We start from the raw sequence: 19455 nt of genomic DNA, 5'->3' as shown, positions 1-19455 counted from the left end.
ATGAAATGGATAGCTGCCGTCATAGGAGGTTCTCTGTTTTTAGGGATATGCTGTATTTCGTGTGTGGAATATACGCCGAAGCCACGGGGCTATGTTCGTATCGAACCTTCGAAGGCGCAATATAAACCGCTTGATCTCTGTTACCTGCCATTTGATTTTGATGTCTCTCTGGTTGCGGTCATAGAGGTGCCGGATCAAAAGACGGGTGTTATGGGCTTGAATATCTCGTATCCGGAGTTAGAGGCTAAGCTGTATTGCAGCTATTTGCCAATTACGCCTGCGTCTTTGGTGACGGTGGAGACGGAAAGTCGCTCTTTCGTCGCCCGCCAAATAAAGTCGGAGAATCGGATATCGGAGAAAGCGTATTCCAACCCTGCCGCAAACGTCTATGGCTCGTTGTTTCTTTTGGATGGAGACTCGGCCTCCCCTATACAATTCCTGTTGACAGATAGCGTATCGAATTTCTTCCGGGGAGCCTTGTATTTTGACTGCAAGCCCAATGCGGATTCATTAGCTCCCGCTATCCAATATATCCGGGAAGATATCATTGAACTTATACAAACCTTTAGTTGGAAAGAATAATATGGCCTTGCTATATAAACAATCCTCACCGTTGCATGGAATCTGGAAAATGGAAGAAAGCTCTGATGAGCTTTTGGGTATGCTTGCGCATAAAGCGGATTATTCTTCTTTTTTGGAGCGGGTATCGGCAGAGAAACGGAGGCAGGAACGTTTCGCCAGCCGGGTGCTTCTAAAAGAGCTTTTGGGAGAGGAGGTAAGGGTTGACTATCATTCTACGGGCGCCCCGTTCCTCGCGTGCGTACCTTTATATATTAGTATATCTCATACGAAAGATTATGTGGCGGTAATTTTGGATGAGCGTCCGACGGGAATCGACATCGAGTATCGTTCGGACCGGATCTTGAAAATACGGAGCCGCTTTATGAATCCGGAGGAAGAGGCGGGTATCGATCCGGGGCATGAGGTGGAGCATCTATTGATCCATTGGTGCGCCAAGGAAACCTTGTTCAAGATCATCGGGCAGGAAGGGGTGGACTTTCAAAAGCATCTTCACGTGAATCCCTTTCCTTATTTACCGAGCGGGACGTTTACGGGACGGGAAACCCGGACCGAGGCATGCCGGGAATATGAGTTAGCCTATCAAGTTACGCCGGAATATGTATTGACTTGGCTGGGATAAACTTACTGCAACCCGGGTTGCAGTACTACTGCAAGGGCCGGTGCAGTACTACTGCAAAACGGATGCAGTACTACTGCAAGGCTGGTGCAGTACCCCCGCAAGGCTTATGCAGAAAATTATGCCTTTATTTCTGCCAGATCTCCCAGGCGGCGAAAGCCTGTAATAGCAGCATTTCCAAGCCGTTTTTCACGACGGCGCCTTTTTCCTTTCCTTTCTTCATGAAAAGGGTCTCATCCGGATTGTAAAGTAAATCATATAATAGATGATCCGGCGTAAGTAAATCGTACGGGATATCCGGGCATGATTCGATATTCGGGAACATGCCCAGGGGGGTCGTGTTCACGATCACCGTATATTGCTCCATGGTTTTCGGTGTAATCTCGTCGTACGTGATACAAAATTCTTTCGGTTTGCGAGAAACCAGCGTGGCACCGACACCCAGCTGTTTCAGTCCGTGGAAGACTGCTTTCGACGCTCCTCCCGTACCAAGGATCAACGCCTTCCGGTGCGTTTCTTTCAATAATGGATCAATCGATTGTTTGAATCCGATAATATCCGAGTTATATCCTTTCAGTTTCAGTTTGCCGAAAAGACCTTTCGTGAATTTGATGACATTTACCGCTCCTATCTGACGGGCGTCGTCATCCAAGTCGTCTAAATATGGGATTACTTGTTCCTTATAAGGAATGGTCACGTTTAAACCGTTCAGTTCAGGGTTCTCTTTGATTACGTTCTTAATCTCCTTGATCGTGGGAATCTCGAAATTCAAGTACTCCGCGTCGATCTTCTCCGCCTCAAACTTCTGGTTGAAATACGTTTTAGAAAACGAATGTCCGAGGGGATATCCCAGTAAGCCATATTTCTGCATAACCTTTTTATTGTTTATTCTTTAGATCCTGTATACAATGAACAGATCCCGAAGGTAAAGGTCCGTACACGAGCTTGCTTGAAGCCTTGACGGGTAAGTAAATCCGTCATGACCTTTCCCTGAGGAACTACCTTGATGGAAGCCGGCAAATAATTATACGCGGCTTTTTCTTTAGAGAGTAGACGTCCGATAAAGGGGATGACGGTCTTCGAGTAGATCTGGTAGAGTTGTCTCATGGGAAAATGTTCCGGTGTGGAAAGTTCCAAGATCATGATATGTCCACCGGGTTTCAGTACCCGGTACATCTCTGAGATACCTTGCTCTATGTTCTCAAAATTACGAACCCCGAAAGCGGCGGTTACGGCATCGAACGAGTTTTCCTCGTAGGTCAAGGCCGTACAGTCTTGTTGCTCGAAGGATATATGCTCCGAATAACCGGCGGCAGCTACTTTTTTCCGTCCCACTTCCATCATGCCTAACGAGATGTCGGCACCGACAATATGGTCGGGTCGCAGCTTTTCGTACATGGAGATAGCCAAGTCTCCGGTACCGGTAGCGATATCCAGTATCTTTTTAGGAGAGAAAGGACACAGGAAAGCGATCCCTTTCCTGCGCCATATCTTGTCGATACCAAATGAGAGAGTATGGTTGAGTTGATCATACGTTTCGGCTATCGAGTCGAACATACGTTTGACTTGCGTGCCCTTTTGCTCCTCTTTGTTATAAGGAAGTATTGTCTCTGAACCATACTGTGTCATGTGCGGTATCTTATTTGTTCTGTAAATATTCGGTAACGTTTTTCTCGATGCGGTTCAGCAAGTTGTCTGTCTCGCCCTTTACGAATGTCTCGCCTGTGATATGCTCGAACAATTCGATATATCGGTTGCTGATTCCTTCTACGATCTCCGGTGTCATCTCAGGAACTTCCTGTCCGGACTTACCTTGGAAGCCATTCTCCATTAACCATTCGCGAACGAACTCCTTGGAAAGTTGTTTCTGCGGTTCACCCTTAGCAAAACGATCCTCGTATCCTTCTGAATAGAAGTAACGGGAGGAATCCGGAGTATGGATCTCGTCGATCAAATAGATCTTGCCGTCACGATGGCCGAACTCGTATTTCGTGTCAACTAAGATCAAGCCACGTTCCTTGGCGATCTCGGTACCGCGTTTAAACAAAGCCATCGTATATTTCTCAAGAACCTCGTAGTCCTCTTTAGAGACCAAACCCTTAGCGAGAATCTCCTCTTTAGAGATGTCTTGATCATGCTCTCCGATCTCAGCCTTTGTAGTCGGGGTGATGATGGGTTCGGGGAAACGTTGGTTCTCGCGCATACCTTCCGGTAGTTTCACGCCGCAGATCTCACGTACGCCGCTCTTATAAGCACGCCATGCGCTTCCGCACAGATAACCGCGTACGATCATCTCGACCGGGAAACCTTGGCATTGAACGCCAACCGTTACCATCGGGTCCGGAGTAGCCAGTTTCCAGTTCGGGCAAATATCAGTCGTAGCGTCAAGGAACTTGGCGGCGATCTGGTTTAACATTTGCCCCTTGTAAGGAATACCTTCCGGCAAGATAACGTCGAAAGCGGAAATACGGTCTGTAGCGACCATTACCAATACTTCGTCATTGATGTTGTACACGTCGCGTACTTTCCCATGGTATACACTCTTTTGTCGCGGGAAATTGAAGTCTGTTTTAACTAATGCCTTCTTCATGACTCTTACTTTTAGTTGTTGTCTATATTCGTTTTCTTCTCTTTTGCCTCTTTGATCTCTTTCTTCCGTTTATCGTCGAACTTATCATAGGCCTCTACGATTCGTTGGACTAGTTTATGCCGGACAATATCTTTCTTGGTGAACTCAATCTTACCGATCCCGCCCACGCCCTTCAATATTTGCATGGCCTGTATCAATCCGGACGTGGAAGAAGGCGGAAGATCTATCTGCGTAACATCTCCGGTGACGATCATCTTGGCATTCATACCCAAGCGGGTCAAGAACATCTTGATTTGATGCGTCGTCGTGTTCTGCGCCTCGTCTAATATAATGACGGCATCGTTCAAGGTACGACCGCGCATAAACGCCAGCGGGGCGATCTGTATCACGTTATTCTCCATATATTCTTTCAGTTTGGCCGCCGGAATCATATCCTGCAAGGCATCGTAAAGCGGTTGCAAATAAGGGTCTAGCTTATCTTTCATCTCACCCGGCAAGAAACCCAGTTTTTCTCCGGCTTCTACGGCGGGACGGCTTAAGATGATCTTCCGTACTTCCTTGTTTTTTAATGCTTTTACGGCTAAAGCGATAGCGATGAATGTTTTGCCCGAACCGGCAGGGCCTGTGGCGAAGACCAGATCGTTGTTTTCGAAAGCCTTTACCAATAACTGTTGATTCTCGGTACGTGCGGTAATAGGCTTGCCGTTCATACCGTGGATGATCAGATTCTCCTGCTTCACGACCGTGGGACCTTTCCCTTTGATAATATCCAGAATCACGTCTTCGGAGAGCGAGTTAAACTCCTCACAGTATTTTTCCACCTCACGGATTTTCTTGAGAAAAAGCTCGGACTCATCCTCATCTCCAATCACTTTCATCACATTCCCACGGGCAACGATACGCAATTTCGGAAACAATGTCTTGATCAATTGCATATTGGAGTTATTCACACCGTAGAAAATCACCGGGTCTACGCTTTCAAGAATATAAATTCTTTCAATCATCCGCTATTCCTGTTTTTATACGCTTAAAAAATATGCTGTCTGTTTGTTTTGAATCAAGTCACAAAATTAATAATATTCTTTAATCTGTAGAAGTAAAATAGGAAGTTTATTTATGGCCTATACCGCAAATGGAAGTTTATCTTGCGAGGTGAAATTACTGTTTGTATTTGGAGAACAAACTGAAAATTCTGATTTAATTGTTCTTTTTTTGCGTGAATGCGAAATATTTGTTTATTTTTGTTGACAAACAAAAATAACAAAACCATGAGAAAAATCTTATTTGTATTCATTGCTCTTTGTCTGTTGGGGAACTTAAGTGCCCAAAGATCTACCAAGAGACCTATTAGCAGGGTCTTGACGGACAGTATTTATAGCAAAGAGCTAAAGGCATATAGAGCTTTCACGATCTACTTGCCGGAGAGCTATGAGCTGTGTCCGGATAGAAAATACCCGATTCTTTATTTGCTACATGGTATGTCTGGTGTTAACACGAGTTGGTTTGAAGATCAGCGTGCGAAGGATGTGATGGATCAGCTGGTAGCCTCCGGCGAGGCATGTGAGATGATCATTGTAAGTCCTGATGCGGGAGGTGATCCTGCTACTTGTTGGAATGGTTATTTCAATATGCCAAGTTGGTCTTATGAGGACTTTTTTTATCGGGAGTTTATGCCTTATATAGAAAGTTCCTATAGGGTTCGAGCTGATAAGCAATATAGAGCTATAGCCGGCTTGTCGATGGGAGGAGGAGGAACGACCAGTTATGCGCAACGCTATCCGGATCTTTACTGCGCAGCTTATGCGATGAGTGCCTTGATGGATATTCCTGTTATTGGGGAGAAAGCCGGTAAAGATACTGATCCGGAGAATAAAGTAGCCGTCTTGACTCGTTCTGTGCAAGCGCATAGTTGTATTCGATATGTGGCTGAGGCGGATGAGGCTCGAAAGGAGAAACTTCGTAGTGTGCGATGGTTTGTGGATTGTGGGGATGATGATTTCCTGTTAGATCGTAATATCGAATTTATCCAGGCCATGAAAAAAGCAGATGTTCCTTGCCAGTTCCGTGTGCGTGATGGAGGCCATACCAATGAATATTGGCATTCGGCTCTTTATATTTGTCTGCCGTTTGTCTCTCGTTGCTTTGGAAAATGTTTTTAATCAATATTATCAATGTAAATTAAATTTGGAATGATGAAAAAATTATCCTTTGTATTATCACTCTTGTTGATATCAGTAGTAAGTTTTGCGCAGCAAGCCTTGTTTGGCAGTGCGGCCGTGGTTTCTCCAGAAATCCACGACGATAATACGGTGACATTCCGTTTGAAAGCACCAAAAGCTGTGAGTGTACAGGTGTGCGGAGATTTTTTGCCTCCACGTATGGTCAGTACTCAGCGAGGAGAAATGGCTGTAGCTGGTGTGGCTGATCTGAAAGAGAACGAGGAGGGGATTTGGGAATATACGACACCTGAGCCCCTGAAGCCTGAACTTTACAGTTATACGCTTTTAGTGGATGGATTGAAGATCAATGATCCTAGTAATGTGCATATGATTCGTGATGTGGCGAGCGTGACCAACGTGTTCATCATAAAGGGTGGCCGTGCGGACTTGTATAGTGTGAATAAGGTTCCTCATGGTTCGATACATCGTATGTGGTATAATAGTCCGCAGCTGGGAATGGATCGCCGATTGACCATTTATACACCTGCAGGTTATGAGACAAGCGGAAAGCGCTATCCGGTATTTTATTTGTTGCATGGTGCCGGCGGAGATGAGAATGCTTGGATGGAATTGGGGCGTACTTCGCAAATCCTTGACAACCTGATTGCGGAAGGAAAAGCGAAACCGATGATTGTCGTAATGACCAATGGCAATGCTTGGCAATCTGCGGCAGTTGGCGAATCGGACTTAGGTTATGTAGTTCCTTCTATGCGTCCGACCGTGAAGACGGAAGAGGGTGCGTTCGAGTTATCTTTTCCCGAGATCGTGAAATTTGTGGAGAAGAATTTCCGGACGATCGCCAACAAGAAGAACCGGGCGATCGCTGGTCTTTCTATGGGCAGCTTCCATTCAGGGAATATTTCTCGTTATTACCCCGATATGTTTGACTATGTTGGGCTTTTCTCAGGTGCCAGCCGCGGGAATGACCAATCAACTTGCCCGGTTTATACGGACTTCGAGGGAAAGTTAAAGATCCAGTTTGATAAGAAACCGTCTCTCTATTTTATCGCTTGTGGCAATACAGACTTTGTATATGAGGGTGTGACGGCGTATCGTAAGTTGTTAGATGAAAAGGGTTATAAGTATGAGTACCTGGAGTCTCCCGAGGGTCATATCTGGAAGAACTGGCGTATCTACCTGACTGAGTTTGCCCCGAAATTATTTAAATAATCACTATTATAAAGAGGTGTGCCAATTCGCTGAGCTTGCAGTGTACGACATGGCGGAGTTGGCACACTCCTTTTATTATTTTGGAAAAGCGAGAAAATGAAGACAGTGTTTAATGTGATGTTGTTACTAGCCACGATCATGTTGGCGACAACTTTTTCTTCCTGTAAGGAGAAAAGGGGTGAATTGAAGAAGATCTGGTACAATGGAAGCTATAATCGCGACTTTAATGATTTGAACGATGTTCATTTGTCTGTCGCGAAGAAGATCGGTATAGAGCCTGTCTCTTCGAGGGAAGGAGCGGAGCACGCCTCCCGGGATATGGTAGAGATCAAGACGAATGGCTATTATGAGGTAGAGGAGTTGACACACTCCATCCCGTATCTGGTACCAGAGGCCGCCACTTTGTTGAGCGATATCGGAAAGAATTTCCAAGATTCTTTGCGCAACCTGAACGCTTCCATCTATAGGCTAAAAGTGACGAGTGTAACCCGTACGGTCGAGGATGTCAAGAAACTAAAGAAAAGAAACTCGAACTCGTCGTTGAACTCCGCTCACCAATATGGCACGACATTTGACGTATCGTGGGTACGTTATACCAAGGTCGACGAGAAGGATACCTTGAATATTGATAAGGATCGCTTGAAAATGGTGCTTGCCACCGTGCTTCGCAATTTACGCCGTGCGGATCGCTGCTATATCAAGCACGAACGCAAACAAGGGTGTTTCCATATTACGGCTCGTGAGTCGTGATGCAGGCACGGTTTTTTCTTCTAAAAGGATCATATATTGTTTGTGATCGGGGCAAAAAACTTTTATCCGCATATAGCGATGTGATACCGGAATCGCTTTCTGTCTTTCTTTCTGATTCTTTTAGAGTATTAATCATGACAGTATCTTTTCTAGGGTCACTCTAACTAGAAGGCGAGAGGGATGATAAAACGCTCTTTGGGGTGAAAATATCCCTATTTTCATGTGCGAAAGGCGGCGAAAGCCTACGTATATAGTGTCGTTGGGTAACGCCGATACTGCCGTTGGGCATCGTAAGCAGTCGCAGACTGGATCGTCGATAGTCGCAAATGGGCATTGTAACCCTGTCAGACCCCCATCGTAACCCTACAAAATTGCTCTCGGAAAGCTGTGAATATGAATTGGGATGAATTATTTTCGCTAGAATGAAAGGCTGTTTTTCGGTATAATGCTATCAATAAGCGAATTGCTGTTTTTTTCTTGCGCATTTGACAATGAGTCGCACATTGTCTCGGAAAAATCGATTCTCCGGGACTTTGATTTACAATTTGTCAAAATATCAAATCGCATATCTTCTAATGTATGTGATACCCTCCTCGCAAAGGGCTTGAAAAATAATTTGGATCAAGGTCTAAATGAAAGAATCGTGTGGTGTTGAACTTTTATCGAAATATTTGGTAATATCGTTTGGTTTATAAAATAAACTTGTCTACATTTGCGGTGTGCGAAGAATGATGCGCAGCTTCTTCGCATTTTTTATCCATGGATAGTTTATAAAATAAACTTATTTGTATTAATTAATAGCAGATGATATGGAAGATAGAATTTTAACCGAGAGAGAGAGTTTGGAACTCATCACTCGGATGATCAAGGAGACACAAGAAAATACAGCCCGCTATGCGGCTTATCCGCTTTTGATTTGGGGATACATTACGTTGGCTATTGCCTTGGTGATTTGGTATGTCCTCTCTTTTGTGGGCGACTATTACCAGATACAGTTCTTGTGGTTTTTATTGCCGGTTGTGGCTTTCCCCCTAACCTTGTATTATAGTCGGAAGGATAGTGCTCATAGAGGGACTCGTAATTATATAGACCGGATTATCGGACAGATATGGATGGTATTCGGTATGGTGGGATTTTTCCTCTCCGTGGCCTCTTGGGTAGGGAAGGTGGATATTTATTTCCTGATTCCGCTTCTGATGGGTATGGGGGTGACACTTTCTGGTAGTGTTTCCCGCTTTAAGCCGATGGCCGTATTAGGGATGGTAGGTGTCATTTCTTCATTCTTGATATTGTGGATACATGGTATAGACCGGTTGTTGGTTTTTTCCGTTATATTTGTTGCTATGATGGTGATTCCTGGGCATCTGTTGAACTATCAAATGAAAAAACAATGTTTAAAGAACTAGATCCTTTATTGCATTCCCAACTCCGGTTGGCGGTGATGTCTATCTTGTTGTCGATAGAAGAGGCGGAGTTTGTCTATATCAAAGAGAAGACGAACGCTACGGCGGGAAATCTTAGCGTCCAATTGGACAAACTTAGCGAGGCTGGTTATATTGATATCGAGAAGGGATTTGCTGGGAAGAAGCCCCGAACGGTTTGCCGGATCACAGACAAGGGACGCTTGGCGATGGAGGAGTATGTGGATGCATTGAGAGAATATATTCATTTACGACAGGTGTAGAGGTTGGATACCCAAGCATATGAGACCTTAAAAGATCTTAAATATGCTTGGGTTATATTCGTATTATCCTTCCACTATCTTATATCCCGAGACGGTGAGTAATTGCCGGATCTCATTAATCTGTTGTTGATTCCTTGTTTCCATCTCCAACCGTAGGTAACAACCATTGATATCAGCTGTATGGCTGACCCGTTCGTGATATACGGATACTACGTTCGCACCGGTAGAGGCGATGATTTCTGATACATGCTGTAATTGTCCGGGTTTGTCTACCAATTCGATCGTCATGGAGCAAGAACGGCCAGATTTCTGCAAACCACGTCCGATCACCCGGGAGAGGATATTCACGTCAATATTTCCACCGGAAATCAAACAGATTACTTTTTTCCCTTTGATGGGTACTTTATCAAACATGGCGGCAGCCACAGCTACGGCACCCGCTCCTTCGGCGATTAATTTATGTTGCTCGATCAATGCGAGGATAGCGGTGGAAATCTCATCGTCTGTCACGGATACGATCTCGTCCACATATTGCTGGCAAAGATCGAAAGTATGTATTCCCGGTTCTTTTACGGCGATACCGTCAGCTATGGTACGGACACCTTTGAGGCGTTCGATTTTCCCATGCTCGATAGAGTTTAACATGCTAGGCGCTCCTTTGGCTTGCACTCCGTAAACTTTGATATTCGGGTTCAAGTTCTTGATGGCATAGGCGACTCCGGAGATCAGCCCACCCCCTCCGATCGGAATGATTACAGCATCTACTTCCGGAAGTTGTTCCAATAACTCCAAACCAATGGTCCCTTGTCCGGCGATCACATCCTCATCATCAAACGGGTGGATAAATGTGTATCCTTTCTCATCCTTCAATTGTAAAGCCTTGTTATAAGCATCATCATAAACACCTTCGACAAGGCACACATCCGCCCCATAAGATTTAGTAGCCTCGACTTTAGAGATAGGAGCATTATCGGGCAAACAGATTAATGACTTGATGCCATGGGCAGTAGCCGCTAATGCCACACCCTGGGCATGATTCCCCGCCGAGCAAGCCACTACGCCATTCGATTTCTCTTCTTCCGTAAGCTGGGCGATCTTGAAACAAGCGCCGCGCACTTTAAACGATCCGGTCACTTGTAAGTTCTCCGGTTTTAGAAAAATATGGGATTCCGGATTGATATTGGGAGCACTGATTAAATCAGTACGTCTGATGACTGTCTTCAAGGCATATGATGCCTGATAAATTTTATCAAGTGTGAGCATTTTGTCTGTTGTTAAAACGATGCCGCAAAAGTATAAAAAATACCGTAACCTATTCATGCTTATCTTTGTTATATTATAAATCAAAATATAGAGAAGTATGGTAGTAATCGATTTAACGAAAGATGGTTTTATCGCCAATGTTGGTGATTTTGAGGCGAATGCCAAAGACTGGAAATATATAGGGAGTCGTCCTTGCCTCATTGATTTTCACGCTCCTTGGTGTGGTTATTGCAAACGTTTAAGCCCAATATTGGATGAGTTTGCCAAAGAATTTGATGGGAAGATTTATATTTATAAGGTGGATGTCGATCAAGAGGAGGCACTTGAGACAGCCTTTAATATCCGAACGATTCCTACTTTGATGTTTTGCCCATTAGACGGCCCCCGTGAGATGATGATCGGAACGATGGGAAAGCAGGAGTTGAAACAGTTGATTCAAGAGAAGCTGTTAAAATAGGAAATAATGTACAGATAGGTTCATGCGCCAATTTAAATACACCTGTTAATTTGTATTGGCGCATGAACCTATCAACACACTGAATATTTATAGGAATTGAATAAATAGTAACCCCAATCCAACAGCAACCCCGGTCGCTATCAATCCCGGCATCATGAAAGAATGATTCAAGATATATTTACCGATGCGGGTCGTTCCTGTACGATCGAAGTTGATGGCGGCTACGACTGTCGGGTAGTTTGGGATGAAGAAATAACCGTTTACGGTGGGGAATAAAGCGATCAACATATAGGGTGAGATACCCAATGCGATCCCTAGCGGCAATAACGCACGAATAGTAGCCGCTTGGCTAAATAATAAAATGGACATTACGAAAAGGGCCAACCCGAATAACCAAGGCATCTGCATAACCACATGCTCAATAGATCCTTTTAACTCTGTCATATTACCGGCGATAAAAGTATCTCCCATCCAAGCGATACCGAAAATCGCTACCACCGCTTGCATGCCTGCGGAGAAAACAGAACCCTGTGCGGCCTTGATTCCATCCGTTTTTGTAAATAATAAGATGAAAGCAGAGGCTGTTAACATCAATACCTCAATAATATGTGACATTTGCATCGAAACCTTTTCCGTGCCGACGGTAAAGACCGGACGTAGCGACTCCATTGAACCCAAAATAACGATCGCTATCGTAGCGAGAACAAATATAGCGACCGATAAAGCCGCTTTCATTTGGTTTTCCACGCCTTTCGCCTCGTAATGTTTCGTACTGAACTCATGGTTCGCTACCCGCTTTAAGTATTCCGGATCTTGATCCAATTCTTTACCAACCCTTAAAGAATAGATCGCTCCCGCCAATACCCCCAATAAGGTACAAGGAACAGATATCATAAGGATATCCATCAAGGAAATATGATATCCGGATAACATGCTGAGCATCGCTACCGTAGCCGCCGATATCGGGCTAGCCGTAATAGCTTGCTGGGAAGCGATCACGGCGATCGCCATCGGACGTTCGGGACGGATTTTCGTTTCCGTAGCTACCTCGGCGATAACTGGAAGGACTGAATAGGCCACATGCCCCGTTCCGGCTATGAAAGTAAATAAATAAGTGACGAACGGGCTTAATATCGTGATTCGTTGAGGATTCTTGCGAAGCAGTTTTTCTGCCCACTTAACCATCAGATCAAGTCCACCAGCGGCTTGCATACAACTAGCCGCCGCTATTACGGCAACGATCATAAGCATGACATCGATAGGAGGAGAAGTGGGCTGGAGCCCGAATCCAAAGGTGAGTATACCGAGTCCGAGGCCTCCTAACACGCCTAATCCGATACCCCCGATACGAGCACCTATAATGATGGCTATTAAAACGAACGCTAATTGTAACAACATGTTGTGCAATTCTTTTGATTTAGTTTGTATTGGAGACAAAAATACTTATTTTTGTTCCGCTATGAATAACAAAAACACAAAAAACGAATGAAAAGAACAAGTTTCGCTATTTTAATCGGTTTGTTTTGCCTTTTCCCTGCGTTGTTTTCTCAAGTACGCAGTGAGTTCCTGCTGGAAAAGAATTGGAAGTTCACCCGGGAAGACAGCCCGGAGTTTATCAATCCTAGTTTTAACGATAGCAAATGGCAATCCGTGACCGTTCCGCATGATTGGGCGATTTACGGTCCTTTCAGCGCACAGAATGATAAGCAAGAGGTCGCTATTGCCCAAGACGGACAAACGGAAGCCATGGAACATGCCGGCCGAACCGGAGGTTTGCCTTTCGTGGGAGTCGGCTGGTACCGAACTGAGTTTGAGGTTCCTCAATTTACGGATGGGAAACGTGCCACGATCCTGTTTGACGGTGCGATGAGCCATGCCAAGGTCTACGTGAATGGGCAAGAGGTTGGATATTGGCCGTATGGCTATAATTCTTTCTATTTTGATATCACGAAACAACTCATGCCGGGGAAAAAGAACACCTTGGCTGTTCGCCTCGAGAACTTGCCGGAATCCTCCCGTTGGTATCCGGGAGCGGGACTATATCGGAATGTACATATAATCGTGACGGAAAACGCCTATATCCCGGTCTGGGGAACTTACGTTACGACCCCGACCGTCACGAAGAAATTCGCTAAAGTCGATGTACAGACGAAAATCGTACTGCCGGAAGGTGCCAACGCCGGTAAGTATAGCGTGAAAACCAGTGTATGGAACTCGAACGGGCAGAAGTTGACGGAGCAGACTACACCTCTCTCTCAGATTAAGTACAATGATAATAGTCTCTCTCAAGAGTTTATCATCCAGACCCCGACTTTATGGTCGCTAGATATGCCCGCCCTGTATTCCGCAGAGACACGTTTATATGAGGGCGATAAACTGAAAGATATCTATACGACCCCGTTCGGCATCCGTTCGATCGAGATCATTCCAAATAAAGGCTTTTTCTTGAATGGTGAGAAGACGGTATTCAAAGGCGTTTGTAATCACCATGACCTAGGCCCGCTGGGTGCCGCTGTCAATGATGCCGCCATCCGCCGTCAGATCCGGATCTTGAAGGATATGGGATGCAATGCGATCCGTACGTCCCATAATATGCCGGCTCCCGAGTTGGTAAAGGCTTGCGATGAGATGGGGATGATGTTGATGGCAGAGAGCTTCGATGAATGGAACAAGGCGAAATGCGCCAACGGCTATAACTTGATTTTTGACGAATGGGTGGAAAAAGACCTAGTGAATCTAGTACATCATTACCGGAATAACCCGAGTGTCGTGATGTGGTGCATTGGTAACGAGGTGCCTAACCAATGGGATGAGAGCGGTTGTAAGATCTCCAAATTCTTACAGGACATTTGCCATCGGGAAGACCCGACTCGTCCGGTGACACAAGGTATGGATGCTCCGGATGCCGTCGTGAATAATAATATGGCAGCGATCATGGATGTAGCGGGATTTAATTATCGCCCGTTCCGTTATCAATTGAATTATAAGAAACTACCTCAGCAAATAATTTTAGGAAGCGAGACGGCTTCCACGGTTAGCTCACGAGGGGTGTATAAATTCCCGGTAGAGCGTAAGGCGATGGCTGTCTATGAGGATCACCAAAGTTCCTCGTACGACGTGGAGCATTGCAGCTGGTCTAATCTGCCGGAAGACGATTTTATCCAGCATGAAGACCTTCCGTATTGTATCGGGGAATTCGTATGGACAGGATTTGATTATCTGGGCGAGCCTACTCCTTATTATACGAATTGGCCAAGCCATAGCTCCTTGTTCGGTATTATCGATTTGGCGGGTATCCCCAAGGATCGTTACTATTTATACCGTAGTCATTGGAACAAAAGCGCCAAGACATTGCATATCCTGCCGCATTGGACATGGCCGGGACGTGAGGGCGAGGTGACACCCGTATTCGTTTATACCAATTATCCTTCCGCCGAATTGTTTATCAACGGAAAGAGCCAAGGGAAACGTACGAAAGATCTAAGCATCGGTATCGATAGTAGTTATACCGAAGCGGCTCAAAAGAGTTTCGAGCGCCAGAAACGGTATCGCTTGATGTGGATGGATACCAAATACGAGCCGGGAACTTTGAAGGTGGTCGCTTATGATAAGGAGGGTAACGCTGTGGCCGAGGAGGAGGTTCATACCGCAGGGAAGCCGCATCATATTGAGTTATCCGCCGATCGTAGCCAATTGACGGCTGACGGAAAAGACCTTTCCTTCATTCATGTCAGGGTCGTAGACAAGAACGGTAACCTTTGTCCGGAGGACACTCGACAGGTTCAGTTTAAGGTACGTGGTGCCGGAGCCTACCGTGCGGCGGCAAATGGAAATAGTGCCAGTCTGGAACTCTTCCATCTTCCGGAAATGAAATTGTTTAGCGGGCAACTTACCGCTATCGTGCAGACGGCCGAGGAACCGGGGACGATCTATTTCGAGGCTTCCGCACCAGGAGTAAAAGGGGCGACCCTTGAATTGATCAGTAAATAAGCTTGATTATCATATAACGCAAACCGCGCGATTCAAGTCCGGAGACGGCTGTGAATCGCGCGGCTTTTTTATACGATATTCCCGAATACATCAAAGGTAATCGTCTCGTCCTGCCCGTTATGTGAAACCTTGAATAGGTAGAAGGTGTCATTGGCATTCAATAACGTATATATGGACTGTACCTTGTCGCTAGCGTAAGCGGAGGATTCGAAGCCTTGCATCACGATCTGCGGAACCTCTTGCTCGGACATGGCCCATGTGGTACTTTGCCACCTGTAATCCTTATTCAATTGCGCCACTTTATAAATCTGGTTATCGATCATATCCAGTTCGTAACCTAGGCTGTTCTGTTGGATATCCAGCAACTCGGCGTTGGCGAAAGTGCTCTCCATCAGGTTGCTGACCTCTTTCGGGATAACGATCGGCGCGTCATTATTGATCTCATCGTCCACGGCTTTGATCAGGTTTCCATACTGTGAATAATACAGGTCTACTTCGCTATTGGACTGCTCCGCCTCGATCTTGTAAACGATTCCCATATTTAGGCGATTGATGGCGTACGTGTCATCCACGATCCAATTTGAGTAAAAGCCTTGTTTGAAGGCGGTGGATACCGCTGCTGGTAATTGGGCGAAAGAGATGTCTATCTTTTCCATCATCCATACGCCTTGATCCGTGAACCAAGCTGTTGTCTCGGAGCCGCCGTTGTTGAAATCTACCACATAATAGTTACCTTCGATCTCAAAAACAGGGTTCTTGGCATCGGGATATTTCTCTTGAAAAGCGTTCTCTACCGGGGGGAGAGGGATAATACCTTGATGATCATCATCATTTTTGCTACAGCCAGAGAAAAAGAGAGTCAGACCGGCTATACATGTGAATAGGATAAGTCTTGTGTTCATACATTTTGCGTTTATAAGTTTTGGGTATAGAACAACAGGACTATAGGAAAGGTTTTGAGCGAAACCGATTTAAGTATATTGAATGAAGAACAAGGGTCTTGTTTCGACGAGATCCTTGTTCTTGTATAATTGTTACGGATTTACGTTCAAATAATAGGTTGCTGTACCTATTAAAGAACTTCCATTATACATTGCGCAGGTGATGCGGAGAGATCCACCATTATGTTGGGAGTTTAGATAGACACTAACATCTAATCGATTACCGGAAGGATAAGTGTACCATCTATCGCATTCTCCATAGAATTCAGCGTTCCAGCTATACGAGGTCGGAGTTCCTGTCTTTGTGTAAGCATATAAAGTCGTCGTGGCATTACCCCCTGGCGCATTGATAGAGGAACTTCCGCTACTGTAATCCTTCCGACTCTTCCCTATATAGACAGTTGGCATATCATTTTTTTTCATATATTTTAGATTATCCCCGTTTTGGCCGTCAAACCGTTTTTTGGGGGGGAATGCTTAAAGCATACAAAAAAGGCAACTAACTCGTAATGAATTAGTTACCTTAAGTTTTCCTATTTCAGGAATATCCCTACAAAAATAGCATATGGGATGATTAGAATCTATCATATTCATATACCATTTTATTTTTAGGGACATTTACTGAATATCCCTACTTAGATTTATTTTCCTTCTCTCTCATTTCCTTTAGCTTTTCAACTCCTGGCATCTTTTTAGCCAATACACTTTCTCCGGCAGGAAAGTAAAGCGGAAAGGTCTGGGATAAAAAACTTACAATATCACTACGCTTCTTGCCCATGTTGAAAAAAGTAGAACAAACAAAATACATAAGATCTTGCTGACTACATGTATCTTTTAGCTGAATGGTTATTGAGGGAGTGATTATCAAACCGTGTTCTGCAAATGCGCAAGCACTGGCAAGAATAGCTTTCTGCTCTTCCTCAGTGAACATCGTGATTTTATCTGCTAACCATTCAAGTTCTCTTTGCTGAAGTGCTTGCTGCTTTTCATTCTGATGTTCCAATAGAATTGCTACATTTTCTTGTTGCTTTTCGGTCAAGGCATTTTCCAATGCTTGATTCTTTCGTTTAAGGACATTGAATTTCAGCAATGCGGCAATGTACATACAGAAATAACCTACTGCAATATCGAATATTAGTACAAGCAGATAATTGCTGTTTGGATTTTTGGTATTCTCAGACATATACTCACTGATAGGAATAACGGCAAATAGCATGATGATGGCTATTGCATAAAGTACTCTGTATCGCGTTTTATGGTTTATCTGCGGTAAGGAAGCAAACAAAAAGGCGATAATCAAGACGGCAATTATTGCACAAAGTGGAATGAAAGATGTTCCCATAGGTTTATTGCTCGGCTTATGGTTTAACAATTATACGCCAATAACCAGCCTTGTCAGAACCTTCATGGATGAGAATGCCTCTATCTCGAAGGTTCTTTATCTGTTTCTTGACACCATCCAAAGAGATACCCAATTCATTTGCCATTTTCTCACGAGTTATCATTGGGTTAGATATAACCATATCTATAATACGTTGAGCCGTTCTACCAACAGGTTTGTTGACATTTCGTTTTACAGGGTACTTTTCGAGGGTACTATTTTCGTTTACAGGGTACTTTCCATCCGAACTTTCTTCGTTTACAGGGTACTTTTCGAGGGTACTATTTACTCTGTTAGCCACTTCCTCAACTGGTATTCTGCCGTTCTCACTCCAGTTCAAATTATAGAAAGTCGTGTAGAAAGAAGTTGCTTCCGTTTGATATTGAGGTTCTTTTCCTTGCAGGAAATTGGGTAGCTTCTCCGTAAGTTCCCGCATTTTGCGTAAGCCGGAACCACGTTTCTCCATATAGTCCAACTGGGTGAACACATCCGCAATGACAGGATTACGGCGCATGGATGGCACTTTGAATATGTCACGGTCTTGAATCTGTGTACCGTCAAGCATAGCACCGGGTGATACCAGTTCCACTCGGTCATCGTAAATGTCAATATGCACTTCACCGCCCATTATAGTATAATCTCTATGGATAAGATGGTTTACTAACCCTTCAAAGATGGCACGGTCGGAATAGTCAGGGAGGTTAAGTCGATAGTTTGGCATCTTCACCCATCCACTCATGGTGTAGTTCTTGATGAAGTCCATGCCATATTTCAATAGCAATACAAGGTTGGCCCGGTGCTCTACGGAACTGATGGCATCATCTTTATAAAGTCCGGTCCAACGGGTGCAGAAGATACGCGATTGGAATACTGTGCAATTATCCACGAACAATAATCCGGCATTGGTCAGTTTACCGTCAGGAGTAACCAGACCGAATGATTCCAGATACTTGTCATTCCATTCCTGATGGGTTTGCTCACGGAAAGTATTGGCGAGAATAATAAAAGAGTGCTTGCTGGCATCCATTTGTGTAGGAAGAGAATCCCATGTCATGTGTGTACCTTTCAATACCAACGAAAGAAGTTGTTGTGAATTACACTCCACGCTTTCATTACCAACCCGTATATATGCGGTACGTGTTCCGTCCTGATAATAGTAATAAGGTGTAAGCGTTCCAGCCTTTACTTTTACTTCAAGCAGTGTATGTCCTTCGTGTTCTATCGGGATGAGTTGTACTTCCGGAACAGGGTCAAGTCTTGCCTTTATCGTTTCACTGATAAAGTCAGCATCAGATTGTGGGTTCTCCAAACCCACAATCACTCCGTCATCATTTACTCCATAGAACAGACTTCCACCTTCTGTATTGGCAAAAGCCGACACGGATTTGAGCCATGACTTCACTTTCTTACGTTCCAACATTTCCTTGAAATCGTAAGCTGAGCATTCCGCTATCAATGTATTGTTTTGAATTTGCATCGTTTCCTTATAATTGTTAGGGTACAACTCCCCAATATCATGTACAAAGGTAAGGATAAAAGTGGAGATTCTGTTAAAATTGACACAGACTTTTGATTTTTTATGCGTTTACATCTCTTTATTTATGAATAAAAATCGTACTTTTGCAGTCAAGAGTTGTGGTTGCTTATGGATGCTTATTTTCGGATTTGCGATATAATTGCAACACGTGTACGCAAGTTGCTCATACAGAGATATTGTTGACTTTGAGGAAGTAAAATAATAAGAAGCGATTTTAACCGCTTTTTTGCTCCACATAAGATAGAAAAACGGTTATCAGGTCCTTCGGGATCCGA

The 19455-nt window shown here is 44.4% G+C and carries 19 protein-coding genes; 9 read left to right on the top strand and 10 right to left on the bottom strand.

The window, feature by feature from the left end; translation table 11 throughout:
• Nucleotides 1-582 (top strand): gliding motility protein GldD, encoded by a 582-nt coding sequence (locus E5342_RS06565; RefSeq protein ID WP_121736440.1) that lies wholly within the window; start codon nt 1-3, stop codon nt 580-582.
• Between the two features lies 1 nt (nt 583).
• Nucleotides 584-1201 carry a 4'-phosphopantetheinyl transferase family protein gene (locus E5342_RS06560; RefSeq protein ID WP_135959084.1) on the top strand — a complete coding sequence of 206 codons (618 nt, stop codon included), beginning with the start codon at nt 584-586 and terminating at the stop codon, nt 1199-1201.
• 124 nt (nt 1202-1325) lie between these two features.
• On the opposite strand, the gene E5342_RS06555 is transcribed toward E5342_RS06560, so the two are convergent.
• Genes E5342_RS06555 through E5342_RS06540 form a run of 4 tightly spaced genes read right to left on the bottom strand, consistent with a single transcriptional unit; the run spans nt 1326 to nt 4792 of the window.
• Nucleotides 1326-2069, bottom strand: coding sequence for a shikimate dehydrogenase family protein (locus tag E5342_RS06555; protein ID WP_121736421.1), 744 nt, complete (start codon nt 2067-2069; stop codon nt 1326-1328).
• A gap of 14 nt (nt 2070-2083) precedes the next feature.
• Nucleotides 2084-2827, bottom strand: a complete 744-nt coding sequence (ubiE, locus tag E5342_RS06550) for a bifunctional demethylmenaquinone methyltransferase/2-methoxy-6-polyprenyl-1,4-benzoquinol methylase UbiE (protein ID WP_121736420.1) — start codon at nt 2825-2827, stop codon at nt 2084-2086.
• 10 nt (nt 2828-2837) lie between these two features.
• Entirely contained in the window at nt 2838-3788 is a 951-nt protein-coding gene (locus E5342_RS06545) for a phosphoribosylaminoimidazolesuccinocarboxamide synthase (RefSeq protein WP_121736419.1), read from the bottom strand.
• An 11-nt stretch (nt 3789-3799) separates the two neighbouring features.
• Entirely contained in the window at nt 3800-4792 is a 993-nt protein-coding gene (locus E5342_RS06540) for a PhoH family protein (RefSeq protein ID WP_121736418.1), read from the bottom strand.
• A 264-nt stretch (nt 4793-5056) separates the two neighbouring features.
• On the opposite strand from E5342_RS06540, the gene E5342_RS06535 reads away from it, so the two are divergent.
• The 5 genes from E5342_RS06535 (at nt 5057) to E5342_RS06515 (ending at nt 9611) form a co-directional block, all read left to right on the top strand.
• The gene (locus tag E5342_RS06535) at nt 5057-5947 is read left to right on the top strand and encodes an alpha/beta hydrolase (RefSeq protein WP_121736417.1); all 891 of its coding nucleotides are present in this window, start codon (nt 5057-5059) and stop codon (nt 5945-5947) included.
• A gap of 33 nt (nt 5948-5980) precedes the next feature.
• The gene (locus tag E5342_RS06530; protein WP_135959095.1) at nt 5981-7177 is read left to right on the top strand and encodes an esterase; all 1197 of its coding nucleotides are present in this window, start codon (nt 5981-5983) and stop codon (nt 7175-7177) included.
• A gap of 96 nt (nt 7178-7273) precedes the next feature.
• A complete protein-coding gene (locus E5342_RS06525) occupies nt 7274-7927 on the top strand; it encodes a DUF5715 family protein (RefSeq protein WP_135959083.1) in 654 nt (217 codons plus the stop codon).
• A gap of 809 nt (nt 7928-8736) precedes the next feature.
• Nucleotides 8737-9333, top strand: coding sequence for a hypothetical protein (locus E5342_RS06520; RefSeq protein ID WP_135959082.1), 597 nt, complete (start codon nt 8737-8739; stop codon nt 9331-9333).
• Nucleotides 9318-9611, top strand: a complete 294-nt coding sequence (locus E5342_RS06515) for a winged helix-turn-helix domain-containing protein (RefSeq protein WP_121736414.1) — start codon at nt 9318-9320, stop codon at nt 9609-9611. The genes E5342_RS06520 and E5342_RS06515 overlap by 16 nt, the downstream gene beginning before the upstream one ends.
• Before the next feature lie 63 nt (nt 9612-9674).
• Here E5342_RS06515 and ilvA read toward each other — a convergent pair whose 3' ends face one another.
• Nucleotides 9675-10874, bottom strand: coding sequence for a threonine ammonia-lyase (gene ilvA, locus E5342_RS06510; RefSeq protein WP_135959081.1), 1200 nt, complete (start codon nt 10872-10874; stop codon nt 9675-9677).
• A gap of 97 nt (nt 10875-10971) precedes the next feature.
• Here ilvA and E5342_RS06505 point away from each other — a divergent pair, with 97 nt between their 5' ends.
• Entirely contained in the window at nt 10972-11331 is a 360-nt protein-coding gene (locus E5342_RS06505; protein WP_121736412.1) for a thioredoxin family protein, read from the top strand.
• Nucleotides 11332-11418: 87 nt separating this feature from the next.
• Here the strand turns inward: E5342_RS06505 and E5342_RS06500 are convergent, their stop codons facing one another.
• On the bottom strand, nt 11419-12729 hold the full coding sequence (locus E5342_RS06500; RefSeq protein WP_121736411.1) for an anaerobic C4-dicarboxylate transporter family protein: 1311 nt from the start codon (nt 12727-12729) through the stop codon (nt 11419-11421).
• An 87-nt stretch (nt 12730-12816) separates the two neighbouring features.
• On the opposite strand from E5342_RS06500, the gene galB reads away from it, so the two are divergent.
• A complete protein-coding gene (galB, locus tag E5342_RS06495; RefSeq protein WP_135959080.1) occupies nt 12817-15321 on the top strand; it encodes a beta-galactosidase GalB in 2505 nt (834 codons plus the stop codon).
• A 68-nt stretch (nt 15322-15389) separates the two neighbouring features.
• Here the strand turns inward: galB and E5342_RS06490 are convergent, their stop codons facing one another.
• The 4 genes from E5342_RS06490 to E5342_RS06475 all read right to left on the bottom strand — a co-directional run bounded on the left by E5342_RS06490 (nt 15390) and on the right by E5342_RS06475 (nt 19120).
• Entirely contained in the window at nt 15390-16223 is an 834-nt protein-coding gene (locus E5342_RS06490) for a PepSY-like domain-containing protein (protein ID WP_135959079.1), read from the bottom strand.
• Between the two features lie 132 nt (nt 16224-16355).
• On the bottom strand, nt 16356-16685 hold the full coding sequence (locus E5342_RS06485) for a hypothetical protein (RefSeq protein ID WP_236651368.1): 330 nt from the start codon (nt 16683-16685) through the stop codon (nt 16356-16358).
• A 208-nt stretch (nt 16686-16893) separates the two neighbouring features.
• Nucleotides 16894-17604 (bottom strand): hypothetical protein, encoded by a 711-nt coding sequence (locus E5342_RS06480; protein ID WP_135959078.1) that lies wholly within the window; start codon nt 17602-17604, stop codon nt 16894-16896.
• Nucleotides 17605-17620: 16 nt separating this feature from the next.
• Nucleotides 17621-19120, bottom strand: coding sequence for an ATP-binding protein (locus E5342_RS06475; RefSeq protein WP_121736406.1), 1500 nt, complete (start codon nt 19118-19120; stop codon nt 17621-17623).
• Nucleotides 19121-19455: the final 335 nt, after the last annotated feature.

The sequence above is a fragment of the Parabacteroides distasonis genome, assembly GCF_004793765.1.
GTDB lineage: Bacteria > Bacteroidota > Bacteroidia > Bacteroidales > Tannerellaceae > Parabacteroides > Parabacteroides distasonis_A.
Note: the sequence above shows the minus strand (reverse complement) of the source record. Positions and strands in the feature narration are given on the sequence as shown.

Coding starts and splice junctions, on each gene's coding strand:
- galB (WP_135959080.1), top strand. CDS start 12,817: ATGAAAAGAACAAGTTTCGCTATTTTAATCGGTTTGTTTTGCCTTTTC.
- E5342_RS06490 (WP_135959079.1), bottom strand. CDS start 16,223: ATGAACACAAGACTTATCCTATTCACATGTATAGCCGGTCTGACTCTC.
- ubiE (WP_121736420.1), bottom strand. CDS start 2,827: ATGACACAGTATGGTTCAGAGACAATACTTCCTTATAACAAAGAGGAG.
- E5342_RS06520 (WP_135959082.1), top strand. CDS start 8,737: ATGGAAGATAGAATTTTAACCGAGAGAGAGAGTTTGGAACTCATCACT.
- E5342_RS06555 (WP_121736421.1), bottom strand. CDS start 2,069: ATGCAGAAATATGGCTTACTGGGATATCCCCTCGGACATTCGTTTTCT.
- ilvA (WP_135959081.1), bottom strand. CDS start 10,874: ATGCTCACACTTGATAAAATTTATCAGGCATCATATGCCTTGAAGACA.
- E5342_RS06525 (WP_135959083.1), top strand. CDS start 7,274: ATGAAGACAGTGTTTAATGTGATGTTGTTACTAGCCACGATCATGTTG.
- E5342_RS06560 (WP_135959084.1), top strand. CDS start 584: ATGGCCTTGCTATATAAACAATCCTCACCGTTGCATGGAATCTGGAAA.
- E5342_RS06530 (WP_135959095.1), top strand. CDS start 5,981: ATGAAAAAATTATCCTTTGTATTATCACTCTTGTTGATATCAGTAGTA.
- E5342_RS06545 (WP_121736419.1), bottom strand. CDS start 3,788: ATGAAGAAGGCATTAGTTAAAACAGACTTCAATTTCCCGCGACAAAAG.
- E5342_RS06475 (WP_121736406.1), bottom strand. CDS start 19,120: ATGCAAATTCAAAACAATACATTGATAGCGGAATGCTCAGCTTACGAT.
- E5342_RS06515 (WP_121736414.1), top strand. CDS start 9,318: ATGTTTAAAGAACTAGATCCTTTATTGCATTCCCAACTCCGGTTGGCG.
- E5342_RS06540 (WP_121736418.1), bottom strand. CDS start 4,792: ATGATTGAAAGAATTTATATTCTTGAAAGCGTAGACCCGGTGATTTTC.
- E5342_RS06535 (WP_121736417.1), top strand. CDS start 5,057: ATGAGAAAAATCTTATTTGTATTCATTGCTCTTTGTCTGTTGGGGAAC.
- E5342_RS06565 (WP_121736440.1), top strand. CDS start 1: ATGAAATGGATAGCTGCCGTCATAGGAGGTTCTCTGTTTTTAGGGATA.
- E5342_RS06485 (WP_236651368.1), bottom strand. CDS start 16,685: ATGAAAAAAAATGATATGCCAACTGTCTATATAGGGAAGAGTCGGAAG.
- E5342_RS06505 (WP_121736412.1), top strand. CDS start 10,972: ATGGTAGTAATCGATTTAACGAAAGATGGTTTTATCGCCAATGTTGGT.
- E5342_RS06500 (WP_121736411.1), bottom strand. CDS start 12,729: ATGTTGTTACAATTAGCGTTCGTTTTAATAGCCATCATTATAGGTGCT.
- E5342_RS06480 (WP_135959078.1), bottom strand. CDS start 17,604: ATGGGAACATCTTTCATTCCACTTTGTGCAATAATTGCCGTCTTGATT.